The 19,719-nt window shown below is 63.9% G+C and carries 18 protein-coding genes; 13 read left to right on the plus strand and 5 right to left on the minus strand.

Annotation, left to right across the window (positions count from 1 at the left end):
- The 7 genes from ACVOLL_RS02120 to ACVOLL_RS02150 form a co-directional block, all read left to right on the plus strand.
- A partial coding sequence (locus tag ACVOLL_RS02120; RefSeq protein ID WP_481511372.1) for a hypothetical protein occupies positions 1 to 324 on the plus strand: 324 nt, incomplete at its 5' end.
- A gap of 55 nt (positions 325 to 379) precedes the next feature.
- Entirely contained in the window at positions 380 to 1,249 is an 870-nt protein-coding gene (locus ACVOLL_RS02125) for a PhzF family phenazine biosynthesis protein (RefSeq protein ID WP_481511373.1), read from the plus strand.
- 32 nt (positions 1,250 to 1,281) lie between these two features.
- Complete coding sequence (locus ACVOLL_RS02130; RefSeq protein ID WP_481511374.1) at positions 1,282 to 2,142, plus strand: PhzF family phenazine biosynthesis protein; 861 nt, start codon at positions 1,282 to 1,284, stop codon at positions 2,140 to 2,142.
- A 304-nt stretch (positions 2,143 to 2,446) separates the two neighbouring features.
- A complete protein-coding gene (locus ACVOLL_RS02135; protein WP_481511375.1) occupies positions 2,447 to 3,322 on the plus strand; it encodes a PhzF family phenazine biosynthesis protein in 876 nt (291 codons plus the stop codon).
- Positions 3,323 to 3,342: 20 nt separating this feature from the next.
- Complete coding sequence (locus ACVOLL_RS02140) at positions 3,343 to 3,813, plus strand: GFA family protein (RefSeq protein WP_481511376.1); 471 nt, start codon at positions 3,343 to 3,345, stop codon at positions 3,811 to 3,813.
- 115 nt (positions 3,814 to 3,928) lie between these two features.
- Positions 3,929 to 4,720 carry a hypothetical protein gene (locus ACVOLL_RS02145; RefSeq protein WP_481511377.1) on the plus strand — a complete coding sequence of 264 codons (792 nt, stop codon included), beginning with the start codon at positions 3,929 to 3,931 and terminating at the stop codon, positions 4,718 to 4,720.
- A gap of 13 nt (positions 4,721 to 4,733) precedes the next feature.
- The gene (locus ACVOLL_RS02150) at positions 4,734 to 5,099 is read left to right on the plus strand and encodes a 5-carboxymethyl-2-hydroxymuconate Delta-isomerase (RefSeq protein WP_481511378.1); all 366 of its coding nucleotides are present in this window, start codon (positions 4,734 to 4,736) and stop codon (positions 5,097 to 5,099) included.
- 70 nt (positions 5,100 to 5,169) lie between these two features.
- On the opposite strand, the gene ACVOLL_RS02155 is transcribed toward ACVOLL_RS02150, so the two are convergent.
- The gene (locus ACVOLL_RS02155) at positions 5,170 to 5,697 is read right to left on the minus strand and encodes a hypothetical protein (RefSeq protein WP_481511379.1); all 528 of its coding nucleotides are present in this window, start codon (positions 5,695 to 5,697) and stop codon (positions 5,170 to 5,172) included.
- A 149-nt stretch (positions 5,698 to 5,846) separates the two neighbouring features.
- On the opposite strand from ACVOLL_RS02155, the gene ACVOLL_RS02160 reads away from it, so the two are divergent.
- Positions 5,847 to 6,218, plus strand: coding sequence for a bleomycin resistance protein (locus ACVOLL_RS02160; RefSeq protein ID WP_481511380.1), 372 nt, complete (start codon positions 5,847 to 5,849; stop codon positions 6,216 to 6,218).
- 106 nt (positions 6,219 to 6,324) lie between these two features.
- Here ACVOLL_RS02160 and ACVOLL_RS02165 read toward each other — a convergent pair whose 3' ends face one another.
- Complete coding sequence (locus ACVOLL_RS02165; protein WP_481511381.1) at positions 6,325 to 6,741, minus strand: hypothetical protein; 417 nt, start codon at positions 6,739 to 6,741, stop codon at positions 6,325 to 6,327.
- 83 nt (positions 6,742 to 6,824) lie between these two features.
- On the opposite strand from ACVOLL_RS02165, the gene ACVOLL_RS02170 reads away from it, so the two are divergent.
- Positions 6,825 to 7,187 carry a GFA family protein gene (locus ACVOLL_RS02170; RefSeq protein ID WP_481511382.1) on the plus strand — a complete coding sequence of 121 codons (363 nt, stop codon included), beginning with the start codon at positions 6,825 to 6,827 and terminating at the stop codon, positions 7,185 to 7,187.
- A 350-nt stretch (positions 7,188 to 7,537) separates the two neighbouring features.
- Here ACVOLL_RS02170 and ACVOLL_RS02175 read toward each other — a convergent pair whose 3' ends face one another.
- From ACVOLL_RS02175 to ACVOLL_RS02185, 3 genes are all read right to left on the minus strand, one after another.
- A complete protein-coding gene (locus tag ACVOLL_RS02175; RefSeq protein ID WP_481511383.1) occupies positions 7,538 to 9,883 on the minus strand; it encodes a TonB-dependent receptor in 2,346 nt (781 codons plus the stop codon).
- Between the two features lie 207 nt (positions 9,884 to 10,090).
- Entirely contained in the window at positions 10,091 to 11,092 is a 1,002-nt protein-coding gene (locus tag ACVOLL_RS02180) for an extracellular catalytic domain type 1 short-chain-length polyhydroxyalkanoate depolymerase (RefSeq protein WP_481511384.1), read from the minus strand.
- A gap of 84 nt (positions 11,093 to 11,176) precedes the next feature.
- On the minus strand, positions 11,177 to 12,580 hold the full coding sequence (locus tag ACVOLL_RS02185; protein ID WP_481511385.1) for a GntP family permease: 1,404 nt from the start codon (positions 12,578 to 12,580) through the stop codon (positions 11,177 to 11,179).
- 155 nt (positions 12,581 to 12,735) lie between these two features.
- On the opposite strand from ACVOLL_RS02185, the gene ACVOLL_RS02190 reads away from it, so the two are divergent.
- From ACVOLL_RS02190 to ACVOLL_RS02205, 4 genes are all read left to right on the plus strand, one after another.
- On the plus strand, positions 12,736 to 14,934 hold the full coding sequence (locus ACVOLL_RS02190; protein ID WP_481511386.1) for a TonB-dependent receptor: 2,199 nt from the start codon (positions 12,736 to 12,738) through the stop codon (positions 14,932 to 14,934).
- An 11-nt stretch (positions 14,935 to 14,945) separates the two neighbouring features.
- Positions 14,946 to 15,824, plus strand: coding sequence for an alpha/beta fold hydrolase (locus ACVOLL_RS02195; protein WP_481511387.1), 879 nt, complete (start codon positions 14,946 to 14,948; stop codon positions 15,822 to 15,824).
- Positions 15,821 to 16,306: a MaoC family dehydratase gene (locus ACVOLL_RS02200; protein ID WP_481511388.1), complete on the plus strand. Its 486-nt coding sequence runs from the start codon at positions 15,821 to 15,823 to the stop codon at positions 16,304 to 16,306. The genes ACVOLL_RS02195 and ACVOLL_RS02200 overlap by 4 nt, the downstream gene beginning before the upstream one ends.
- 70 nt (positions 16,307 to 16,376) lie before the next feature.
- Complete coding sequence (locus ACVOLL_RS02205; protein ID WP_481511389.1) at positions 16,377 to 19,718, plus strand: hybrid sensor histidine kinase/response regulator; 3,342 nt, start codon at positions 16,377 to 16,379, stop codon at positions 19,716 to 19,718.
- The last annotated feature ends 1 nt before the right edge of the window (position 19,719 follow it).

Consider the following 19,719-nt stretch of genomic DNA (forward strand, 5'->3'; position numbering starts at 1 on the left):
GCGGAGAAAGTAGCATTTGCAACGATCCGGGTCATCTTTGGGGGCACGGGGGGGCAGATTGGGGCTTTGGCTTTGGCTATGGCTTTGGCTTTGGCTTTGGCTTTGGCTTTGGCTTTGGCCGTTGCCGTTGCCGTTGCCTACGCTTCTAAATGCCGTCATTCCCGCGCAGGCGGGAATCGCTCCTGCTCTGGCTCCTGCTCTGGCTCCTGCTCTGGCTCTGGCTCTGGCCTTGGCAAAGGCAAAAGGCAAAAGGCCAGAGCGATTCCCGCCTGCGCGGGAATGACGGTTCAGATATTGGGAGATTGCCCCGAAACCGACACCTGACGACTTCCGGCATGCCCCTGCCTAAGCTGTACCACCCCGCCCCATTCCAAAACCCATGCGCCAACGCCGCTACCTGCAACTGGACGTCTTCGCCGCCCGCCCCGGCAGCGGCAACCCGCTGGGTGTCATCCTCGACAGCGATGGCCTGGATACCGCCGCCATGCAGGCCCTCGCCGCCTGGCTGAACCTCTCCGAGACGGTCTTCTTCCTGCCGCCGGACGAGGGCGCCAGTTACCGCATCCGCATCTTCACCCCGAGCAGCGAACTGCCCTTCGCCGGCCATCCCAGCGTCGGCGCGGCGTGGGCGGCGGTCACCTCGGGCCTGGCGACGCCAGGTGACAGCCAACTGCTGCAGCAATGCGCTGCCGGCCTGCTACCCGTCCAGGCAAGCGGCCCGCGTGACGCCCCAACCATTCTGTTGGCCAGCCCACCCGCTTGGCGGCGGCAGACCGCGCCGGGTGTCGTACCCGAACAGCTGCAGGCGTTGCTCGCGCCGGGATATGCCCCCGAACTCTGGGATAACGGACCTGGCTGGTGGTTGCTGCCGGCGCGTGACGCCCACAGCGTCCGTGCGCTCGTTCCGGACATGCCTGCAATCGCCGACTGGAGCAATGCCACCGGCGCGACCGGTGTTGCGGTATTCGCCGCCGAACCCGGTGCGGACCACGCACTGGTGACACGGGCGTTCTGCCCGGCCGATGCCGCCGACGTACCCGAGGACCCCGTCACCGGCAGTGCCAATGCCTTGATCGCCGTGTGGCTGCAGCAACACGGACAGCTACCCAACGCTGATGGCAACTACGTGGCCAGCCAGGGCCGTGAAGTGGGGCGCGATGGTCGCGTGCAGGTCTCAATCGACACACAAGGCACCGTGTGGATCGGCGGTCAGGTCCAGCCGGTTATCGCCGGACAGGTGCACTGGTAAGCTGCCCAGCCGTCGTCTGGAACCGATTCGCAATGTCTGTTCGCCGTTATCTGCAGTTGGACGTGTTCGCCGCCCGCCCGGGCACCGGCAACCCGCTGGGCGTCATCGTCGACAGCGAAGGCCTGGACGATGCCGCCCTGCAGGCCATCGCCGCCTGGCTGAACCTGTCCGAGACCATTTTCTTCCTGCCGCCCGATGAAGGCGCCGGCTACCACATCCGCATCTTCACCCCGAAGGGTGAGCTGCCCTTCGCCGGCCATCCCAGCGTCGGTGCCGCCTGGGCCGCGGTGGAACTCGGTCTGGCCACACCCGACGACAACGGCCAACTGATCCAGCAATGCAAAGCCGGTCTGCTGCCAGTACGGGTACAGGGCGGTCGTTGGTTCCGCCAGATCCATGTGCGCAGCCCGCAGGCGGAACGCCGCGATCTCACCCTGGATGCCCTGCCTGAAGGCCTGGCGGCGCTGGCCAAGCCCGGCCACAACCCGGAACTCTGGAACAACGGCCCGGATTGGTGGCTGCTGGAAGCCGGCAGCGAGGCCGCCTTGCGCCGCTACAAGCCGGAGCTGACGGCAATTGCTGCCATGCCGGGCCGCGGCAAGCTGGCGGTGTACGCGCCGGCCGATCGCCCGGACGTGGGCTACCAGTATGTGGTGCGCGCCTTTGCCCCGGGTGTTGGCATCAATGAAGACCCGGTGACCGGCAGTGCGAATGCACTGGTTGCCGCGCAGTTGCTTAAGCAGGGGCGGATCAAACCGTTCCAGCAATACCTGGCCAGCCAGGGCCGCGAACTCGGCCGCAATGGTGAGGTGCGGGTGGAAGTGGATGCGGAGTCCAACATCTGGATTGGCGGCGAAGTGCAGCAGGTTATTGCTGGGCAGATTGAGTGGTGACAGCGCAAGCCATGTCAGCTTTTCCCTTCTCCCGCGCGCGGGAGAAGGTGCCCCGAAGGGGCGGATGAGGGGAAGCGTGCGAAGCACGCATGCCTTTGATTTTGCCTTTGCAGACAGCAACAACCCAAAAGCACCAAGCAAGCGGACTGCGTCCGCCTCCCCTCACCCCACCCCCTCTCCCGCAAGCGGGAGAGGGGCTGAAGCCAAAGACAACTGCCACAGCTACAGCTACAGCCAAAGCCAAAGCAACAGCAACAGCAACAGCAACAGCAACAGAACAGCCTCACAGCACTCGGACTCTCCCATGACCACCCGCCGCTTCCTGCAACTCGATGTCTTCGCCCCCCGCCCCGGCACTGGCAACCCCTTGGCCGTGGTCCTCGATGCCGATGGCCTGAACGACACCGCCATGCAGGCCATCGCCCGCTGGACGCGCCTGCCTGAAACCACTTTCATCTTCGCCCCGACCAAGCCCGGCAGCAGCTACGGCATCCGCATGTTCGCCCCGCAGAAAGAGGTGCCGTTCGCCGGCCACCCCAGCGTCGGCAGCGCGCATGCCGTGCTTGAAAGCGGTGTAGCGGCAGCCATCGACGGACAACTGGTACAGGACGGCATCGCCGGCCAGCTGCCGCTGCAGATCAGCGAGCACGGCGGCATCCGCACCATCGCCATCCGCACCCCGCGCGCCTCGGTGGCCGAGATCGTCACTGCAGAGGATCCACGCCTGCAGCCGGCCATCAATGGCTGGCCGCTGGGTGCCCTGCCACCGGCCCTGATGGACGGCGGCCGCCGCTGGTGGGTTGTTGAAGTAGCCGATGAAGCTGCTCTGCGTGCCCTGAGCCCGGATTGGGACGCGATCGCCACCCTCGCCGAAGACACCGGCGCAATGGGCGTATTCGCCTACGCACGCGCCGCTGGCGACGGTTACCAGCTGGTAGTGCGGGCATTCGTCGGCAATGGCCGCCGCTTCGAAGATGCTGCCTCCGGTGCCGCCAATGCGGTGCTCGCGGCATGGCTGGATGAACGCAACGCCCTGCCCGGCAGCGGCAAGCGCTACACCGCCAGCCAGGGCCGCGAAGTCGGCCACGATGCGCTACTGGAGCTGCGCATCGACGAGCACGGTGATGTCTGGTCCGGCGGTCAGGTGCAGACGGTGATCCGCGGCAGCATTGATTGGTAACCCACTGAAAGGAAAACCCTGTGCAGCACAAACAGCCATTCGATATTCACTGTGATTGTGGCCAGGTCGGCATACGCGTGGAGGGCGCACCTGCTGCCCGCGCGTACTGCCATTGCCGCGCATGCCAGCAGTTCTACGGACTGCCCGTACTGTCTGCCAATGCCTGGCCCAGCGAAGCGTTGAGCATCGTCAGGGGCAATGCTCTGCTGTGCACCTACCAGCATCCGCACTTGCAGATGCGGCGGCACTACTGCATCAGCTGCGGGCAGACGCTGTACGGCAGCAACCGGCTGGGCATGGCGGTAATCCGCACCACCCTGATCGCGCAGGCGCATGGCGGCCATCTCCTCGAAGAGCACGCACCCACACTGCATATTTTTTACGCGTACCGCGTGCTCGATATTGCTGATGCGTTGCCAAAATACAGCGAAGGTTGGGACGGCCCCCTTCATCAGATAGAAACCGCCATCGTCAAATCCACCGCCATTTGAGTGCCTGCGAATCGACGCAGAAAATCACATCAATAAAAAGATCGGAGCGGGAACCATTGACTGGCAAACGGGGTCACACCCGCGGCGACCACCAACCAATGCCGAAGGACCAAAAATGCGCAGATGGATCTCGCTGTTGCTGCTGCTGTTTGTATTTACCGCCTGCTCGGCCGAACCCGCACCGCCGCCGGCAAAAGCTCTGTTCGTTGGCAACAGCCTGATCTACGTGGGCAACCTACCAGCCACGTACGCAGCACTGAGCACCGCCAATGGCCATCCAGTGCATAGCCAGATGATCGTCAAAGGCGGCGCCCTCCTCGATCAGCGGGTTACCGATGGCTCAGTACAACGCGCACTGAGCGAGCATCGCCCGCAGCTGCTGATCCTGCAGGAACAAGGCGGCGCCCTGCTGTGCTGGCCGGACCAATCGGCCTGTACAAAGTCGCAGGCGGCGATAAAGGTTTTGGCAAAGGCTGGTAGCGACGCCGGTGCGCGCGTACTGCTGCTCGGCAGCTACCAGTCGCACCCAGCGGCCTCCGCCCGTCTGATCGCCAAGGAAGCAGCCGCCGCCGAACAGGCCGGCATTCCCTATGTGGCTATATCCGATGTACTACGCAACGCCTCGGCCGCAGCTCCCGACCTGCAGTGGTATGACGCTGACGGCGGGCACCCCGGGCCGGCGCTGACCCTGCTTGATGCAATCCAGCTCTATCGCGCAGTCCACGGCCGTCTGCCTGAGCACGGCTTCTCGGTGGCTGCACCAATCTATCTACCCAAAAGTGGGCTGGGCGCGGACCTGCGCGATGCCGATGCCGCTGCACCACTCGCCGACACACCCACCCATATCCACTACCCGGATGCGATGATCCAGCGCATCAACGCGCTACTGACGTCCACGCAGCCCTGACAACGAGTTCGCCATGCCCCACCTGACCATCGAATACAGCCGCAATCTCGCCACCGCCATTACCCCGGCAGTGCTGCGCACCCTCAACCTTGCCCTGCTTGGCACAGGCCAGTTCGAGGAGGCCGACATCAAATCGCGTGCAGTGGCGTTTGATTGCTTCGCGATCGGCACTGCTGACAGCCCGCGTGGCTTTGTGGCCGCACGGTTGGCAATACTCAGTGGCCGCAGTAGCGAGATCAAACGCCAGTTAGCCGACGTGCTGCTGGCTGCGCTTGAGTCTGCCATCGCCGCTGGTGGAATGGAGCTGCAGATCAGCGCCGAAATTGTCGACATCGATCGTGACAGCTACGCCAAAGCCGTGATCCAGCCCGGGACCTGAGCGAACATCCACAGCGACGGAACTGCCGCTAAAACCGCACTTCAATACGCAGAACCGAGCGCTGTGGCACTCAGCTCGCGTCCATCTTGAACTTGAGCTTCGCAGCGTCAAACAAGGTCAGATAGGCATCGTTTGAACGCAGTTTGACGTCTACCCAGAAGAGCATTTCCTTGGTCCCAGGTGCAAACTCGGAGAACGAGGTGTTGACGCTGAGCTCCACCTTCCCCCTATCGGCCCGCGAGTTCAGCACTTCGCGTTGCAGGCTACGCAGCTGGCTGGCACCCTCTGCGGTCAGAGCCAACTCATAGGTCGTAACGGCGATATTCCTGCTGAGCACGCCGGGGCTGCGTTCACCCTGGGTGCTGCCCATCAAGCGCAGTGGCATCGCCGCGACACGCGCAGCCTGCCCTTCTGGCTGCAGCGTCAAGGTCAGGCGGGTGGCCTCCGGGTCCAAGGTATTGCCGCGAGGAATCGCCACCTTGACCCGGATACCCGCAGGGTCCAATTGGACCAAGGCACGTTCATCCAATGAAGAAAGCCGTAGCGCGGTGGACAACGGAATCGAGGCACAGGCAGACAACAGGAGCAAGCACAGCAATATGAACGTTCTTGCGAAGAACACAGGAAAAGGCATCGCAGCATCTCCTTGATATTTGCACTTCCCTATTGCCGCGCCGGTTCCGAGAACCCTCCCATGTCCCGGCCGTGCCACTATCGCCGCAGCCCTGCCATGGGATCAACAGCGTGATGCCTGTTCACTTTCACTCCGTTTCGCCTTTCCTTGCTACCGAAGACTTGTCTGCCGCATTGGCGTTCTACCTCGACAAGCTCGGTTTTTCCTTGGCGTGGGAATGGGGACACCCCACTGAACTGGCGGCCGTCTGTCGAGATGAGGTCGAACTGACGCTCGCCTGTCGTGCCGATGCCAAGCCAGGAGGCATCAGTCGGTTGTACCTGCACATCGACGGCATCGACGACTATCACGCGCAGCTGCTGGCTGCCGGCGTCGCCATCACCGTTGCCATTGCCGACCGACCGTATGGCATGCGCGACTTCAGCGTCACCGATCCGGCGGGGAATGTGCTGTGCTTCGGGCAAGCCTTGCCTGCGGGCGTGTAGGAGCGGCGCAAGCCGCGAAGCTCGTACCGGCTCTGCCAGCCCAATGCCTGCAATTGCAGGTGGAATGATTCCAGATGGAATTTCAGCTTCGCGGCTTACGCCGCTCCTACAACCGCGGTTTTCTTGCCAATGCGTAACCCAACCAGGCAAATGGCAGGTAGGCCAGCAGTACGTCCAGCACCTCGAACCAGCGTGGTGCTGGCAGCATGAAGCAGCTGGCGATGCCGCCGACCAGGAACAGCAAGCCGATCAGCAGTGCCGGCACTTTACTGACTCGGCCAACAATCCAGGTTGCCAGCAACGCACCCGCAAAGGTGCCCAATGCATGGGCGAGGAAGGGAAACAGGAAGTGGCGGGCTTCGAACATGGGCATTGCGGCTTGCAGGCCTTCCGTGGTGTTGGTATCCGCACCCGCTGGCGGTGGTATCAACTGGCCACCGAGCAGGATCAGCCCCATGTTCACCGCGCTGCCAGCGATCAAGCCCAGCACCACCGCCAGCAAGCCTCTCAGGAATGCGCGCATCACCCTCTCCCCACCCGTCCGATGATGGGCTGAGTATGATCCAAGCCTTGCCTAGGCGCTCATTTTGTTTTTTGGAGATACGCGTGTCCCACCGCCCCCTGCAGACTTACCAGGGCAGCTGCCATTGCGGCGCTGTCAGCTTCCGCATTCAGACCGACTTCCCGGAACTCACCACCTGCGATTGCTCGATCTGCCGGCGCAAGAACGCCTTGATGGTGAAGGTGCATGAATCCGCGTTCGAGCTGCTGTCCGAGCAGGAGGCACTGGTGGAGTATCAGTTCCACACGATGACCGCGCACCACTATTTCTGCGGCACCTGCGGTATCTACCCGTTCCACCGCAAGCGGGTCACCCCGGACTACTACGGGGTGAATGTGTTCTGCCTGGAGGAGTTTGATCCGGCCGGGATTCCGGTTCGGGCGACGGTTGGTGCAGGGATGGTCTGATCGGGCATCTGGAATTCGCGCTCGCTTTGGCTTTGGCTCTTTGCTCCGATGCCGTCATTCCCGCGAAGGCGGGAATCGCTCTGCTCCTGGCTCCTGGCTCTTATGCTTTGGCTTTGGCTTTGGCTTTGGCTTTGGCTTTGGCTTTGGCCGTGGCCGTGGCCGTGGCCGTGGCCCTTTCCCTTCTCCCGTTTACGGGAGAAGGTGCTCCGCAGGAGCGGATGAGGGCGGCTTTTGGCTTCCAGCCCCTGCTTTGCCCGCAGCACTACCAAAGCAGAGCGCAACTCCACGATGCTTCGCCCCCACCCTCACCCCAACCCCTCTCCCGGAGGGAGAGGGGCTTCAAGCAAAACTCAACGCCAGTTGTAGTTGAACGAAACACCAATGATGCGTGGGTCGTTGTAGACCGCCGCCATATAGTTCTCGATCACACCCTTGAGGTTCTTCTCGTTGGTGATGTTGCGGGCGAACGCCGCCACTTCCCAGGCACCGTAGCCGCCGGTATAGCCAACGCGCAGGCCACCTTCGAAATTGCCCTTGGAGTAGAACTCCTTGCTGTCGTACAGCACGAACTGGGTTTCGCCCTGCTTGTTCCAATCCGTTGAGAAGAACACCGCGCCATCATCGCCCACCGGAATGTCGTAACGTGCGGCCAGGTTCAAGTTGTACTTGGGCGCATTCGGCAGCGGGTTGCCGTCGATCTGGGCGTAGACGTTGCTGCCGATCTTGATGGTCGGGTCGTTGACCGTGCACACCACCACACCATTCAAGGCACAAACCTGCGCGTAGACGCGTTTGTCCTGGATCTCGCTGTGCAGCAGGCTCAGGCCGGCCGTCAGCGACAGGTTCGGGATCGGGCGCCAATCCATGTCGGCTTCCAGGCCGTAGGCACGCGCCTTGTCGGCATTGAACAGCACGCCATTACCGTTGGAATCGTTGCCGTTGAGCTGGATGTCGTTGACGGTATAGGTGAAGCCGCTGACATTCAGACGCAGGCGGTTGTCGAACAGGCTGCTCTTGATGCCGGCTTCCCAGGACAGGATGGTTTCCGAATCGGCGGTGGTGAAATCGGCATTGAATACCGCCGAGCGGCCCTGGATGGTAGGGCCACGGAAGCCACGTGCCACGCGTGCGTACAGGCTCAGCTCCGGGCTGACTTCATACATAGCGCTCAGGTCCCAGCTCGGCTGGGTGTCCGACATCTCGACGCTGTGGCGGCCCTTGTAGGTGACCAGACCGGCAGCGGTATCGGCGGTCTTCAGCAGGCGCGTGCTCTTCTCGTCCTTGGTGGCGCGGACACCAGCAGTCAGCGTCAACGCATCGGTGGCCTTCCAGCTCACCTGGCCGAAGCCTGCCCACGAGGTATTGATGTTGCGCAGGCGCACCCAGTTGTTGGGATTGCGTGCCGGCGTGTTGAGAAACCACGCACGCTGGTAGAAATCGGTGGTGTCGCGGCCATCGAAGTAGAACGCACCTACCTGCCACGACAGCGGATCGGTGGCATTGGAGGCCAGACGCAGCTCCTGGGTGAACTGGTCCAGGTCCTGCACCTGGCCCATCGACTGGCCATAGCCGTTGGGCAAGCCATTGACCGGATAGTTCGCCGCCGCACCGCCGTCGGTGTCGCCACGGCTGTAGCCGGAGGTGGTCTCGTAGCCGCTGATCGAGGTCAGCGTGGTGTTGCCGAAGTCGTAGGTCGCCTTCAGCGAGCCACCATGGGTCTTGTAGGCCTGCGGGTTGTTGTCGGCCTCGTCGAAAGCGACCTTGTCGCGCGCCACATCGACGCGGTTGCTGCCCTTCACCAGCGCATTGCGCAGGAACAGGGTGGAGGTACCTTCATAGTCGCGGGTATGCACGGAACTGAGCAACGAGAACTGCTCGTTCGGCTTGTACAGCAGCTGCAGGCGCAGGTTGCGGTCGTCGTAGCCGCCCATGGTGTCGTTCTTCGGTGTCAGCGTGCCGTCGGCGCTGGGGCCGCGATAGGTGTTGTCCACCCAATCGTCACGATGCTGGTACAGGGTCGACACGCGGTAGGACAGCACGTCATTGATCGCGCCGCCCATGCCGCCGTCGATGGCGACGCTGTTGTAGCTGCCGTAGCTGACATTCACGCGGCCACTCGGGTCCTGGCTGGGTTTGGCGGTATCGAACTTGACGATGCCGGCAGTGGTATTGCGGCCGAACAGCGAGCCCTGCGGGCCGCGCAGCACTTCGACCTGGTCCACGTCGTAGACCGGGTTGGACTTGAGCACCACGTGTTCCAGCACCACGTCGTCCTGGATGATGGAGACCGGCTGCGAGGCGCCGAGGTAGAAATCGATGTTGCCAAGGCCGCGGATGTAGAAGCGCGGGAAGATGCGCCCGGTGGTGGTCTCGGCATAGAAGCTGGGCACGCGGCCGGACAGCGCCAGCAAGGTGTCATCGGCACCTTCGGTATAGCTGCGCAGCGCCTCGCCCTGCACCACGCCCACCGACACCGGCACGTCCTGAAGGTTCTGCTCGCGGCGCTCGGCGGTGACGGTGATGGTGTCCAGCGCCGTGGCGGCGCTGCGCGCCTCGGCCGGCGCGGCATCCTGGGCCAGCGCGGTCTGTGCGGCCAGCGGCAGGATCAACAACGCGCAGGCTTGGGCCAGCAGCGAGCGACGCGGAAAATGATGGGTGGTACGGGTGACTGCAGAAGTGATGCGGTGACGCTGCATGGAATGGCCTTGGTTGGCAGTTGATGATTGCGTCCGGCCCGGACAGGGCCAATGACGCGGCATGAGGCGCGTAGATCATCACCGCACAAGGTTGCAATTCGATGGCATTGCCAGCGGACAACCCCCGAAAACCAAACGCCAGCGCAGGAGCCGATTGCTCCCACGCTGGCGATGACACGCTTCAATCAATTCCCGCGTTCCAAGCGCTCAGCGCAGCTGGTCTCTCAGGAACAACCAGGTGATCAGGGTTGCATCCGGCCCCTGCGGATCGGTGAACGGCAAGCCGGAGGTGCTGCCGCTCCACGCATGGCCCATGCCATGCACCAGATAGTCCTGGACCAGGGTCTTGCCACCATAGGTGTAATTCTTGACCGTATAAGCGCGCCCACCCGGCACCTGCCCGGCAACCGTGCTGGTCGGCACGTACTTGACCGAGTCATTGTCCAGCCCGTCATCGGCCAGGTCGTTGGTCTGCAGGAACTGACGCACCGCCTGCTGGCCGTTGACCGGGTTGACCGTGGCATCGGCGCTGCCATGGAACACCAGCACCGGCAACGGCCGCGGCGACGGTGAGCCCGAGCACTGCCAAGCAAGCTTGCCATTGCTCTCCGGCGAATAGATGCTGCCCGCCAGCAGCGCGTAGGCGCTGCCGGATACGGTGGTCGCGCCCTTGTACATGCCACCCGAGTGAATGGCGCCTGCTGCGAACACATCCGAGTAGCAGGCCAGCATGATCGAGGTCATCGCACCGCCGGCAGAGATGCCGGTGACATAGACCCGGCGCGGATCGACCGCATACCCCCCCTTCACCGCATCGACGATCCCGGCCAGGATCGAAGCCTCACCGCTGCCGCGTGCCTGGTTGATCGGCAGCTGCCAATTCCAGCAGCGCGTCGGATTGGAAGTAACGTTCTGCCGCGGATAGACCACGATGAAACCTTCGACATCGGCAACATCATTGAAGCCCGAGGCTTCGCCCATCAGGTTGGGCCCGTTGACGCAGCCGTGCAGCACCAGCAGCACCGGCAGCGGCGTGCTTGCCTCATAGCCAGCCGGAACCCAGACCTGATACTCGCGGCTACCAAAAAGGTTGCCATATAGACCGAAATCCCAATGGCCTGCATCGCTTTGCGCAAACGCGCTGCCTGGCGCCAGCCAGCTACACAGCAGCAGTAGAACAGCCTTGATTGAAACGATTCCAGATTTCATAACCAGATCCTCATGCGTGAGTCGTGGATGAAGTCGTACCGGAAATCCTCGCGGGCCAGCCGCCAGGGTGTTGCGACGCCGCTGTCAAACCCAGCCGGTGGCGTAATAGATGCCGATCACCACGAACACCGCCAGGGTCTTGATGATGGTCACGGCGAAAATGTCCTTGTAGGCCTGGCGATGGGTCAGACCGGTCACCATCAACAAGGTGATCACGGCACCGTTGTGCGGCAGGCTGTCCATGCCGCCGGAAGCCATCGAGGCAACGCGATGCAGCACTTCCATCGGGATACCCGCCGCCTGCGCGTTGGCGATGAAGGTCTCCGACATCGCAGCCAAGGCAATACTCATGCCGCCCGAGGCCGAGCCGGTGACACCTGCCAGACCGGTCACCGTCACCGCTTCGTGCAGCAGTGGGTCCTTGATTGATCCCAGAGCGTTGGCCACCACCATGAAGCCCGGCAGCGCAGCGATCACCGCGCCAAAACCGTACTCGGAAGCGGTATTCATGGCCGCCAGCAAGGCGCCGCTGATCGCGGTCTTGGTCCCATCCGCGAACTGGGTGACCACCGGCCGCCAGGCCAACACCATCACCGACAGGATGCCGACCAGCAGCGCGCCCTCTACCGCCCAGATCGCAGCGATCTTCGGCACCTCCTGTATCACCGGCGCGGACTTGCCGAGGATGGACGGCACGAAGCTGTGCTCGGCGCCATACCAGTGCGGGATGCCCAGGGTGAACAACTTGTTCGAGACGAACACCAGCACCAGCGGCAACACCGCGATGCCCGCATGCGCCAGGTTGGTGCCGATAAACGGCGTCGGCTCATTGACCAGCGTTGCCGGGTCGCCATAGCCCTCGCCATTGCGCACGGCAACGCGCCGGCGCCACTCCAGGTAGGCCATGCCCACCGCCAGCACGAAGATGCTGCCAAGCACGCCGAGCACCGGCGCGGCCCAGGTGTCGGTGCCGAAGAACGTGGTCGGGATGATGTTCTGGATCTGCGGCGTGCCCGGCAACGCGTCCATGGTGAAGCTGAAACCGCCCACTGCCAGCGTCGCCGGAATCAGCCGCTTGGGGATATTGCTCTGGCGGAACATCTCGGCGGCAAACGGATAGACCGCGAACACCACCACGAACAACGACACGCCGCCGTAAGTGAGCAGGCCCGACACCAGCACGATCGACAGCATTGCCCGCTGCGGACCGAACAGGCGGATTGCCGCGCCAACAATCGACTTGGAAAAGCCCGACAACTCGATCAGCTTGCCGAACACCGCACCCAGCAGGAATACCGGGAAATACAGTTTCAGGAAACCGACCATCTTGTCCATGAACAAGCCGGTGAACATCGGCGCCACCAGTGACGGGTCGGTCAGCAGCACCGCCCCGAGTGCGGCAATCGGCGCGAACAGGATCACGCTGTAACCGCGGTAGGCCACCAGCATGAGGAAGCCCAGCGCTGCAAGTACGATCAGTAACGACATACGGCGCTTCCGAATGAGGAGGCGCTCAGTATCCTGATCTGATCGCCGCTGCCGACTGGACCTAGGTCCACTCGCTGGTACACAGCCACCCCGCTAGCCTTGGCTCCGAGGGTGGCATACGGCCATCTACAACGTACTTGCCTGGGGAGGACCGAATGAAGCGGAATTGTTTGAGCCTGATGATCGGCGCGCTGTTGGCCTCCGGGCCGGTATTGGCACAGCAAGCACAACCAGCTGCACCGGCGACGGGCAAGGCCGCTTCGGCCACCAACCTGGACAGCATCACCGTTACTGCCCGTAAGCGTGAGGAAACGCTGCAGGAAGTGCCGGTCGCGGTCACCGCCTTCACCTCCGAAGCGCTGGACAAGTTGAACGTGCAGGACATCGCCGATCTCGACTCGCAGGTACCCAACCTCACCATCTACGCGGCGCGTGGCGCCAGCAGCACGGTCACGGCTTACATCCGCGGTGTCGGCCAGTCCGATCCCACCTGGGGCGCGGACCCGGGCGTGGGCATCTATCTGGATGACGTTTACATCGCGCGCCCGCAAGGTGCGCTGCTGGACGTGTTCGACGTCTCACGCATCGAAGTACTGCGCGGCCCGCAGGGCACGTTGTACGGCAAGAACACCATTGGCGGCGCGATCAAGTACATCTCGCGCGGCCTGCCCACGCAGGTTGAGGGCTATGCCCAGGTCACCGCCGGCAACTACAACCAGCTTGATGCCAAGGCGGCCATCGGCGGCCCGCTGGGCGGCGCCGACAGCGGCCTGCGCGGACGCATCGCCGTGGCCAGCATGAACCGCGACGGCTTCGGCGAGAACACGCTGACCGGCCAGCCGATCAGCGACAAGCAGATCAATGCCGCACGCCTGAACCTGGGCGCCTACGCAGGCGACGACTTCGACGTGCAGTTTGCCCTTGACTGGATCGATGACCAGTCCGGCATGCGTGGCTCCAAGATGCTCGCACGCAACCCGTTCACCCCGGCCTACCCGCCGATGGATGACCGCTACGACATCCGCTCGGGCATGCAGAACCTCAACAGCGTCGAGACCAAAGGCGCCTCGGCAACGGTCAACTGGCGCCCCAACGACGACATTGCACTGAAGTACGTGGTCGCCAAGCGCGAATCCGACAGCCACTCCAACATCGACTTCGACACCACACCGGTCAAGATTGCCGACGTCGGCGGCTTCTACGAGGACAGCCAGGTCAGCAACGAGGTGCAGTTCAACTACGATGCCGGTGGCCGCGTACGCGGCGTGGTCGGCCTGTACCAGTTCAGCGGCGAGGCCGGCGGCCAGATCCGCAACAACTTCTTCAACCTGCAGTTCGGCGATACCCGCGGCAAGGTGCTGACCGACAGCATCGCGCTGTACGCGGACTGGACCTTCGACCTGACCAACAAGCTCAAGCTCGACGTCGGCGCCCGCTACACCGACGAGGACAAGCGTGCGGTCGTGTTGAACCGCTTCTACTCCGATGCGACCTTCACTCGGCCGATCGCAGTTGCCGCCGACTTCGACAAGACCACCAACTTCAAGAACGTCTCGCCGAAGGTGTCGCTGGATTACCAGATCACCCCGGACATCATGGTCTACGGCCTGGCCACGCGCGGCTTCAAGTCCGGCGGCTACAACATCCGCGCCAACGCCGTTGCGGTGCCGCGCTCGGCCGAGCCGTTCGACGACGAGACCGTCGACAGCTTCGAGATCGGCAGCAAGATGGGCTTCCTCGACTCGCGCCTGTTCCTGAACCTGTCGGCCTTCCACAACAAGTACAAGGACATCCAGCTGTCGGTGTTCACCGGTATCGACACCAATGGTGATGGCGTCAACGATGCCTTCTTCGGCGACTTCACCAACGCCGGCAAGGGCACCGTCAACGGCCTGGAAATCGAGTACCAGTACCTGCCCACCGCGCACTGGCTGATCTCCGGCAATCTGGCCTGGTTGGACACCAAGTACGACGAGTACATGGACCGTGGTGTCAACGTCGCCGACAAGATGAAGTTCACCAATGCGCCGGAGTTCTCGGGTGCGCTGAACGTGGAGTACCGCACCGAGCTGGCCAATGGCAGCAACCTGTCCGCACGCGTGGGCTATAGCTACCAGAGCGAAGTGTGGCCGACCACCGACCTGAGCCCGGTGATCCGTCAGGACGGCTATGGTCTGGTCAATGCCGGCGTGATCTGGAAGCTCAACGACGCCTGGACCTTCTCGCTGCAGGGCACCAACCTAGCCGACAAGGAATACCGCACCACCGGCTACAACATCCCAGCAGTCGGCACCCTGATCGGCTTCTACGGCCCGCCGCGCCAGTACAGTCTCAGCGTCCGTTACGATTTCTAGGAAACACCTGCATGACGCAGTCTTACGATGATCTGTACTGGAACGGCAACGATGGCTTGCGCCTGCACGCGCGTGACCATGCACCGGCCGCGGGGCAATCCCCCCGCGGCACGGTGGTCTGCATTCCCGGTTTGACCCGCAATGCCGCCGACTTCGATGCACTGGCACAAACGCTGACCGCAGTCGGCTGGCGTGTGCTCGCAGTCGACCTGCGCGGCCGTGCCGGTTCGGCACGCGCGCCCGACCCGACCAGCTACAACCCGCGCACCTATGCTGACGACATGGTGGCGCTGCTGCGTTCGCAGGGCATCGCCAAGGCGGTGTTCATCGGCACCTCGCTGGGCGTGCTGGTGACCATCACCCTGGCCTCGCGCGCACCGGAGCTGATCGCGGCAGCGGTGCTCAACGATGCCGGCCCCAAGGTGCCGCGCGAAGCCTTGGCACGGATCGGCAAGTACGCCGGCAAGCCATTGCCACCGATGAACCTGGAGCAGGCGGCGGCCTATGCAGAATCAATCGGTAAGGCGTCTTTCCCACGCTTCACCGCCGAGGACTGGCGGACGATGGCATCACGCAGCTTCCGTCAGCGCGACGACGGCCTGCTGGAACTGGACTATGACCCGGCGATCATCCGCACCACCCGGCCGTGGGTACTGTGGCTGTTGCGGCCGGTGTTGTGGCGTGCGGTGCGCGGGCTGACCTCACGGGTGCCGGTGCTGGTGGTGCGTGGTGCTTTGTCCGATATCCTGCCTGCCGATGTTGCACAGCAGATGGCGGCTACGTCGCCGAACGCCAGCCTGGTCGTCGTGCCGGATGTTGGTCACGCACCGACTTTGTCCGAGCCTGAGGCGCGCGATGCAATCCTGGCCCTGCTTGGACGCCTGCAATGAGCGCCGGTGACATGACCAGGGAGTTGCCGGAAGCCCTGCAGGCACTGCAGCAATGGGCCGCAGCCGAGCGCCTTGGCAAGCCCACCCACATCGCACAATCGCGCATCGATGCGTTTGCCGAGGCCACCGGTGACCACAACTGGATTCACGTAGATCCGGCTCGTGCGCAGGCCGGTTTGCCGGGTGGGACGACCATCGCGCATGGCTTCCTGCTGCTCTCGCTCACCGTCGAGGAGGACGTGGCGGCACTGGTCGGCTTCCCCGGCATCGCCCACGTGCTGAACTACGGTTTGAACAAGGTGCGCTTTCTGGCGCCGGTACCCAGCGGCGCCGATATCCGGGTGCGCTCACGCCTGGTCTCACTGGAACCGCGCCAGCCCGGGCAATGGCTGCTGACCCAGCACAAGAGCGTGGAGCTGCAACCCGGCGGCGAGGTGGCACTGGCCGCAGAGCAGCTGTCATTGATCGTGATCGCGCCCTGACGCATACCTGCATGGCGAGCGACCGGCGGGCATCCAGCACGCCGGCCACGGTTCTCTCTACACTGGAGCGATGTTGACGCCCTCCATCGTCCTGTTCGCCTGCATCGCATGGACCGTGCTGCTGTTCGGCGTCGCCCTGTGGGGGGAGCGCCAAGGCCATCGTCTGGGCAGGATCTGGCCAGCCGTCTATGCGCTGTCACTTGGTGTGCACTGCACCGCCTGGACGTATTACGGGGCCGCCTCGCAAGGCGTGCAATGGGGCTTCCCGATCCCGCCGACCTTGATCGGCATGGCGCTGATCTTCGCCTTGGGCCTGCCATTCCTCGCACGGCTGGGCCGCCTGGCCAAGCAACACAACAGCGCCACCATCGCCGACCTGGTGGTCGCACGGCTGCGCACCGATCAGGGCCTGGGCGTGACCATCACTCTGGTCGCGCTGTTCGGCATCGTTCCCTATATCGCGCTGCAGCTCAAAGCCGTAAGCCAGGGGCTCAGCGCGCTGCTCGGCGACACGTTCGCCGCCAACGGCTGGCAGCTGGACATGTCGTTCTGGTTCGCGCTGACGATGGCCGCGTTCACCATGCTGTTCGGCGCGCGCAAGGCCTCGGCCACCGAACACAACCGCGGCATCGTGGTCGCGCTGGGGCTGGAGTCGCTGCTGAAGTTGGCGGCGCTGCTGGCGATTGGCCTGTATGCGGCAATCTCGGTGCATCGCGCCGGCACGCCATTGCTGGAAAAGATGGCGCATCTGCCACCGCCGGCGGTGATTCCCGACTTCCTGACCATGGTCGCGCTGGGTGCGATGGCGGCGTTCACCCTGCCGCATCAGTTCCATGTCGGCGTGGTCGAGCTGCGCCAATCTTCCGATCTGAAGACCGCACGCTGGCTGTTCCCGCTCTACCTGCTATTGATCGGCCTGCCGTCGGTGCCGATGGCCTTGTCCGGCGCTGCGCAACTGCCGGCGTCGGTATCGCCGGACCTCTACGTACTGGCCTTGCCGCAGGAACGCGGCCACCACCTGCTGGCGCTGCTCGCCTACCTGGGCAGCCTGAGCGCGGCCACCGGCATGATGATCCTGTCCGGGTTGACCTTGTCGATCATGCTCGGCAACCACGGCTTTGGCTCGCATCTGCTTGGCGGCATTAACAGCGGCGGCAACGATGCCGGTGCCGACCTGCGCCCGCGCGTGCTGGCATTCCGCCGTGCCGGCATCCTCGCCGTATTCCTGATGTCGTGGCTGTACAGCCGCGCGATGAGCGGCACCGAAGCCCTCAGCGATTTCGGCCTGATGTCGTTCACCGCACTGTCGCAGTTGGCACCGGCGGTGCTGCTGGCGGTGTATCGCCCTCGCACGCCCTCGCCTGCGATCATGACCGGCATCGTGCTGGGCTCGCTGGTCTGGCTGTGGCTGGTGTTGCTGCCGATGGTGATCCCGGCACCCGATCCAACAACCGGCGGCGAAGGATTGCACTGGCTTGCACTGTTCTCGCTGCGCATGCAGCCCGGCCATATCGCCATCAGCATGAGCGTCAGCCTGGCGGTCAACCTGATCACCGTTGCACTGGTATCGCGGGCGATACGTCCATCGCTGCCGCTGCAGAAGGACGCCGTGGCAGCCGCGTCGATGCGCAAGACCGCCGGACGCTTCCTCGGCCCGGAACGGGCGCGGCAGCTGATGGATGGGCACGACGGGCAGATGCTGGATCACGACCGCGTCACCGCCATCGAGCGCGAGCTGACCGCCGTGGTCGGCGCAGGCATGGCGAGGCTGCTGGTCGAGGCAGCACGTGACGGCGGCGCCGCGCCGCTGGATGCGGTCACCCGCGCCGTCGGCGAAGCAACACAGGCACTGCGCTTCAACCAGCGTCTACTGGAAGCCGCACTGGAAAACATGAGCCAGGGCATCAGCGTGGTCGATGCCCAGCTGCAGCTGGTGGCCTGGAACAGCCGTTATGCCGCGCTGTTCAAGTTCCCGCCCGAACTGCTGCAGGTCGGGCAGCCAGTCGCCAATCTCACGGCATGGGCCTTGGGCGAACTGAAGATCGGCGACGCCCCGGGTGACAACGTCGGCAAGGCGCTGAACCGTCGCATCGCGCATATGCGCCGTGGCACGCCGCATCTGTCCGAACGCATCTTCCCTGACAACACCATCGTCGAAATCCGTGGCAACCCGATGCCCGGCGGCGGCTACGTCGCCACCTTCACCGACGTCACCGCCTTCCGCATGGCCGAGGACGCGCTCAAGCGCAGCAACGAAACCCTGGAGCTGCGCGTGCAGGACCGCACCGCGCGCCTGGAACAGGCCGTGCATGAGGCCGAGCGCGCGAACGTGGCCAAGACCCGCTTCCTGACCGCGGTCGGCCACGACCTGATCCAGCCGTTGCACGCCGCGCAGCTGCTCACCGATGCGATGTCGCAGCACATCGAATCCGAATTCCTCGACAGCTTCCTGCGCCAGATCCGTGGTGCATTGGACTCCACCGACGATCTGCTGTCTGGCCTGCTGGACATATCGCGGCTGGAAGCTGGCGGGCTGGTCGCCGATCCGCGCCCGTTCGCCTTGTCGACCGTGCTTGATCCCCTGGCGCAGGAATTCGCGGTACTGGCAGCCGCGCGCGGCCTGCAGTTCCGCTACGTGCGCAGCCGCGTCTGGGTACACAGCGATCCACTGCTGCTGCGCCGCGTGCTGCAGAACTTCCTCGCCAATGCCATCCGCTACACCCGCAGCGGTGGCGTGCTGCTCGGCGCGCGTCGCAATGGCAACACGCTGACCATCGGCGTGCATGACAGCGGCCCCGGCATCACCCCGGAGCAGCAGAGCGTCGTGTTCGAGGAATTCCATCGCGGTGATCGCAGCAATGGCCAAGGGCTGGGGCTCGGACTGGCGATTGCGCACCGCATCGCCGGCCTGCTGCATGCACCGCTCGGCCTGCACAGCGTGGTCAACCGCGGTTCGGCGTTCTCCATCACGGTGACACGCGCAAGCCCGCCGCCGGCCACACGCAATGACGCGCCCTCGGGCGGCACCAGCACCATCAAGGGCACCCGCGTGCTGGTGGTCGACAACGATGCGGACGCGCTGCAGGCGATGCGGCAGCTGCTGCTGTCTTGGGGCTGCGAGGTAAGCGCGTACAGCGATACCAGCGAGCTCGGTGCATCCGCACAGGAGGCGGACCTGTGGTTATTCGACTACCACCTCGACGATGGCGATACCGGCGTCCAGCTGTGGAAGCGTTTGGATGGCGCGCGCAGGCAACGGCCGACCGTGATACTCAGCGCCGATACCGGCAGCGATACGCGCGAGGCGGTGCGCGAAGTCGGGCTGTCGCTGTTGAACAAGCCGTTCAAGCCACTGGCGCTGCGTTGGGCGATCAACCATCTGCTGGCTACGCGCAGCACCGCCGCAAGCTGAC

This window comes from Stenotrophomonas sp. STEN035 (assembly GCF_056759935.1).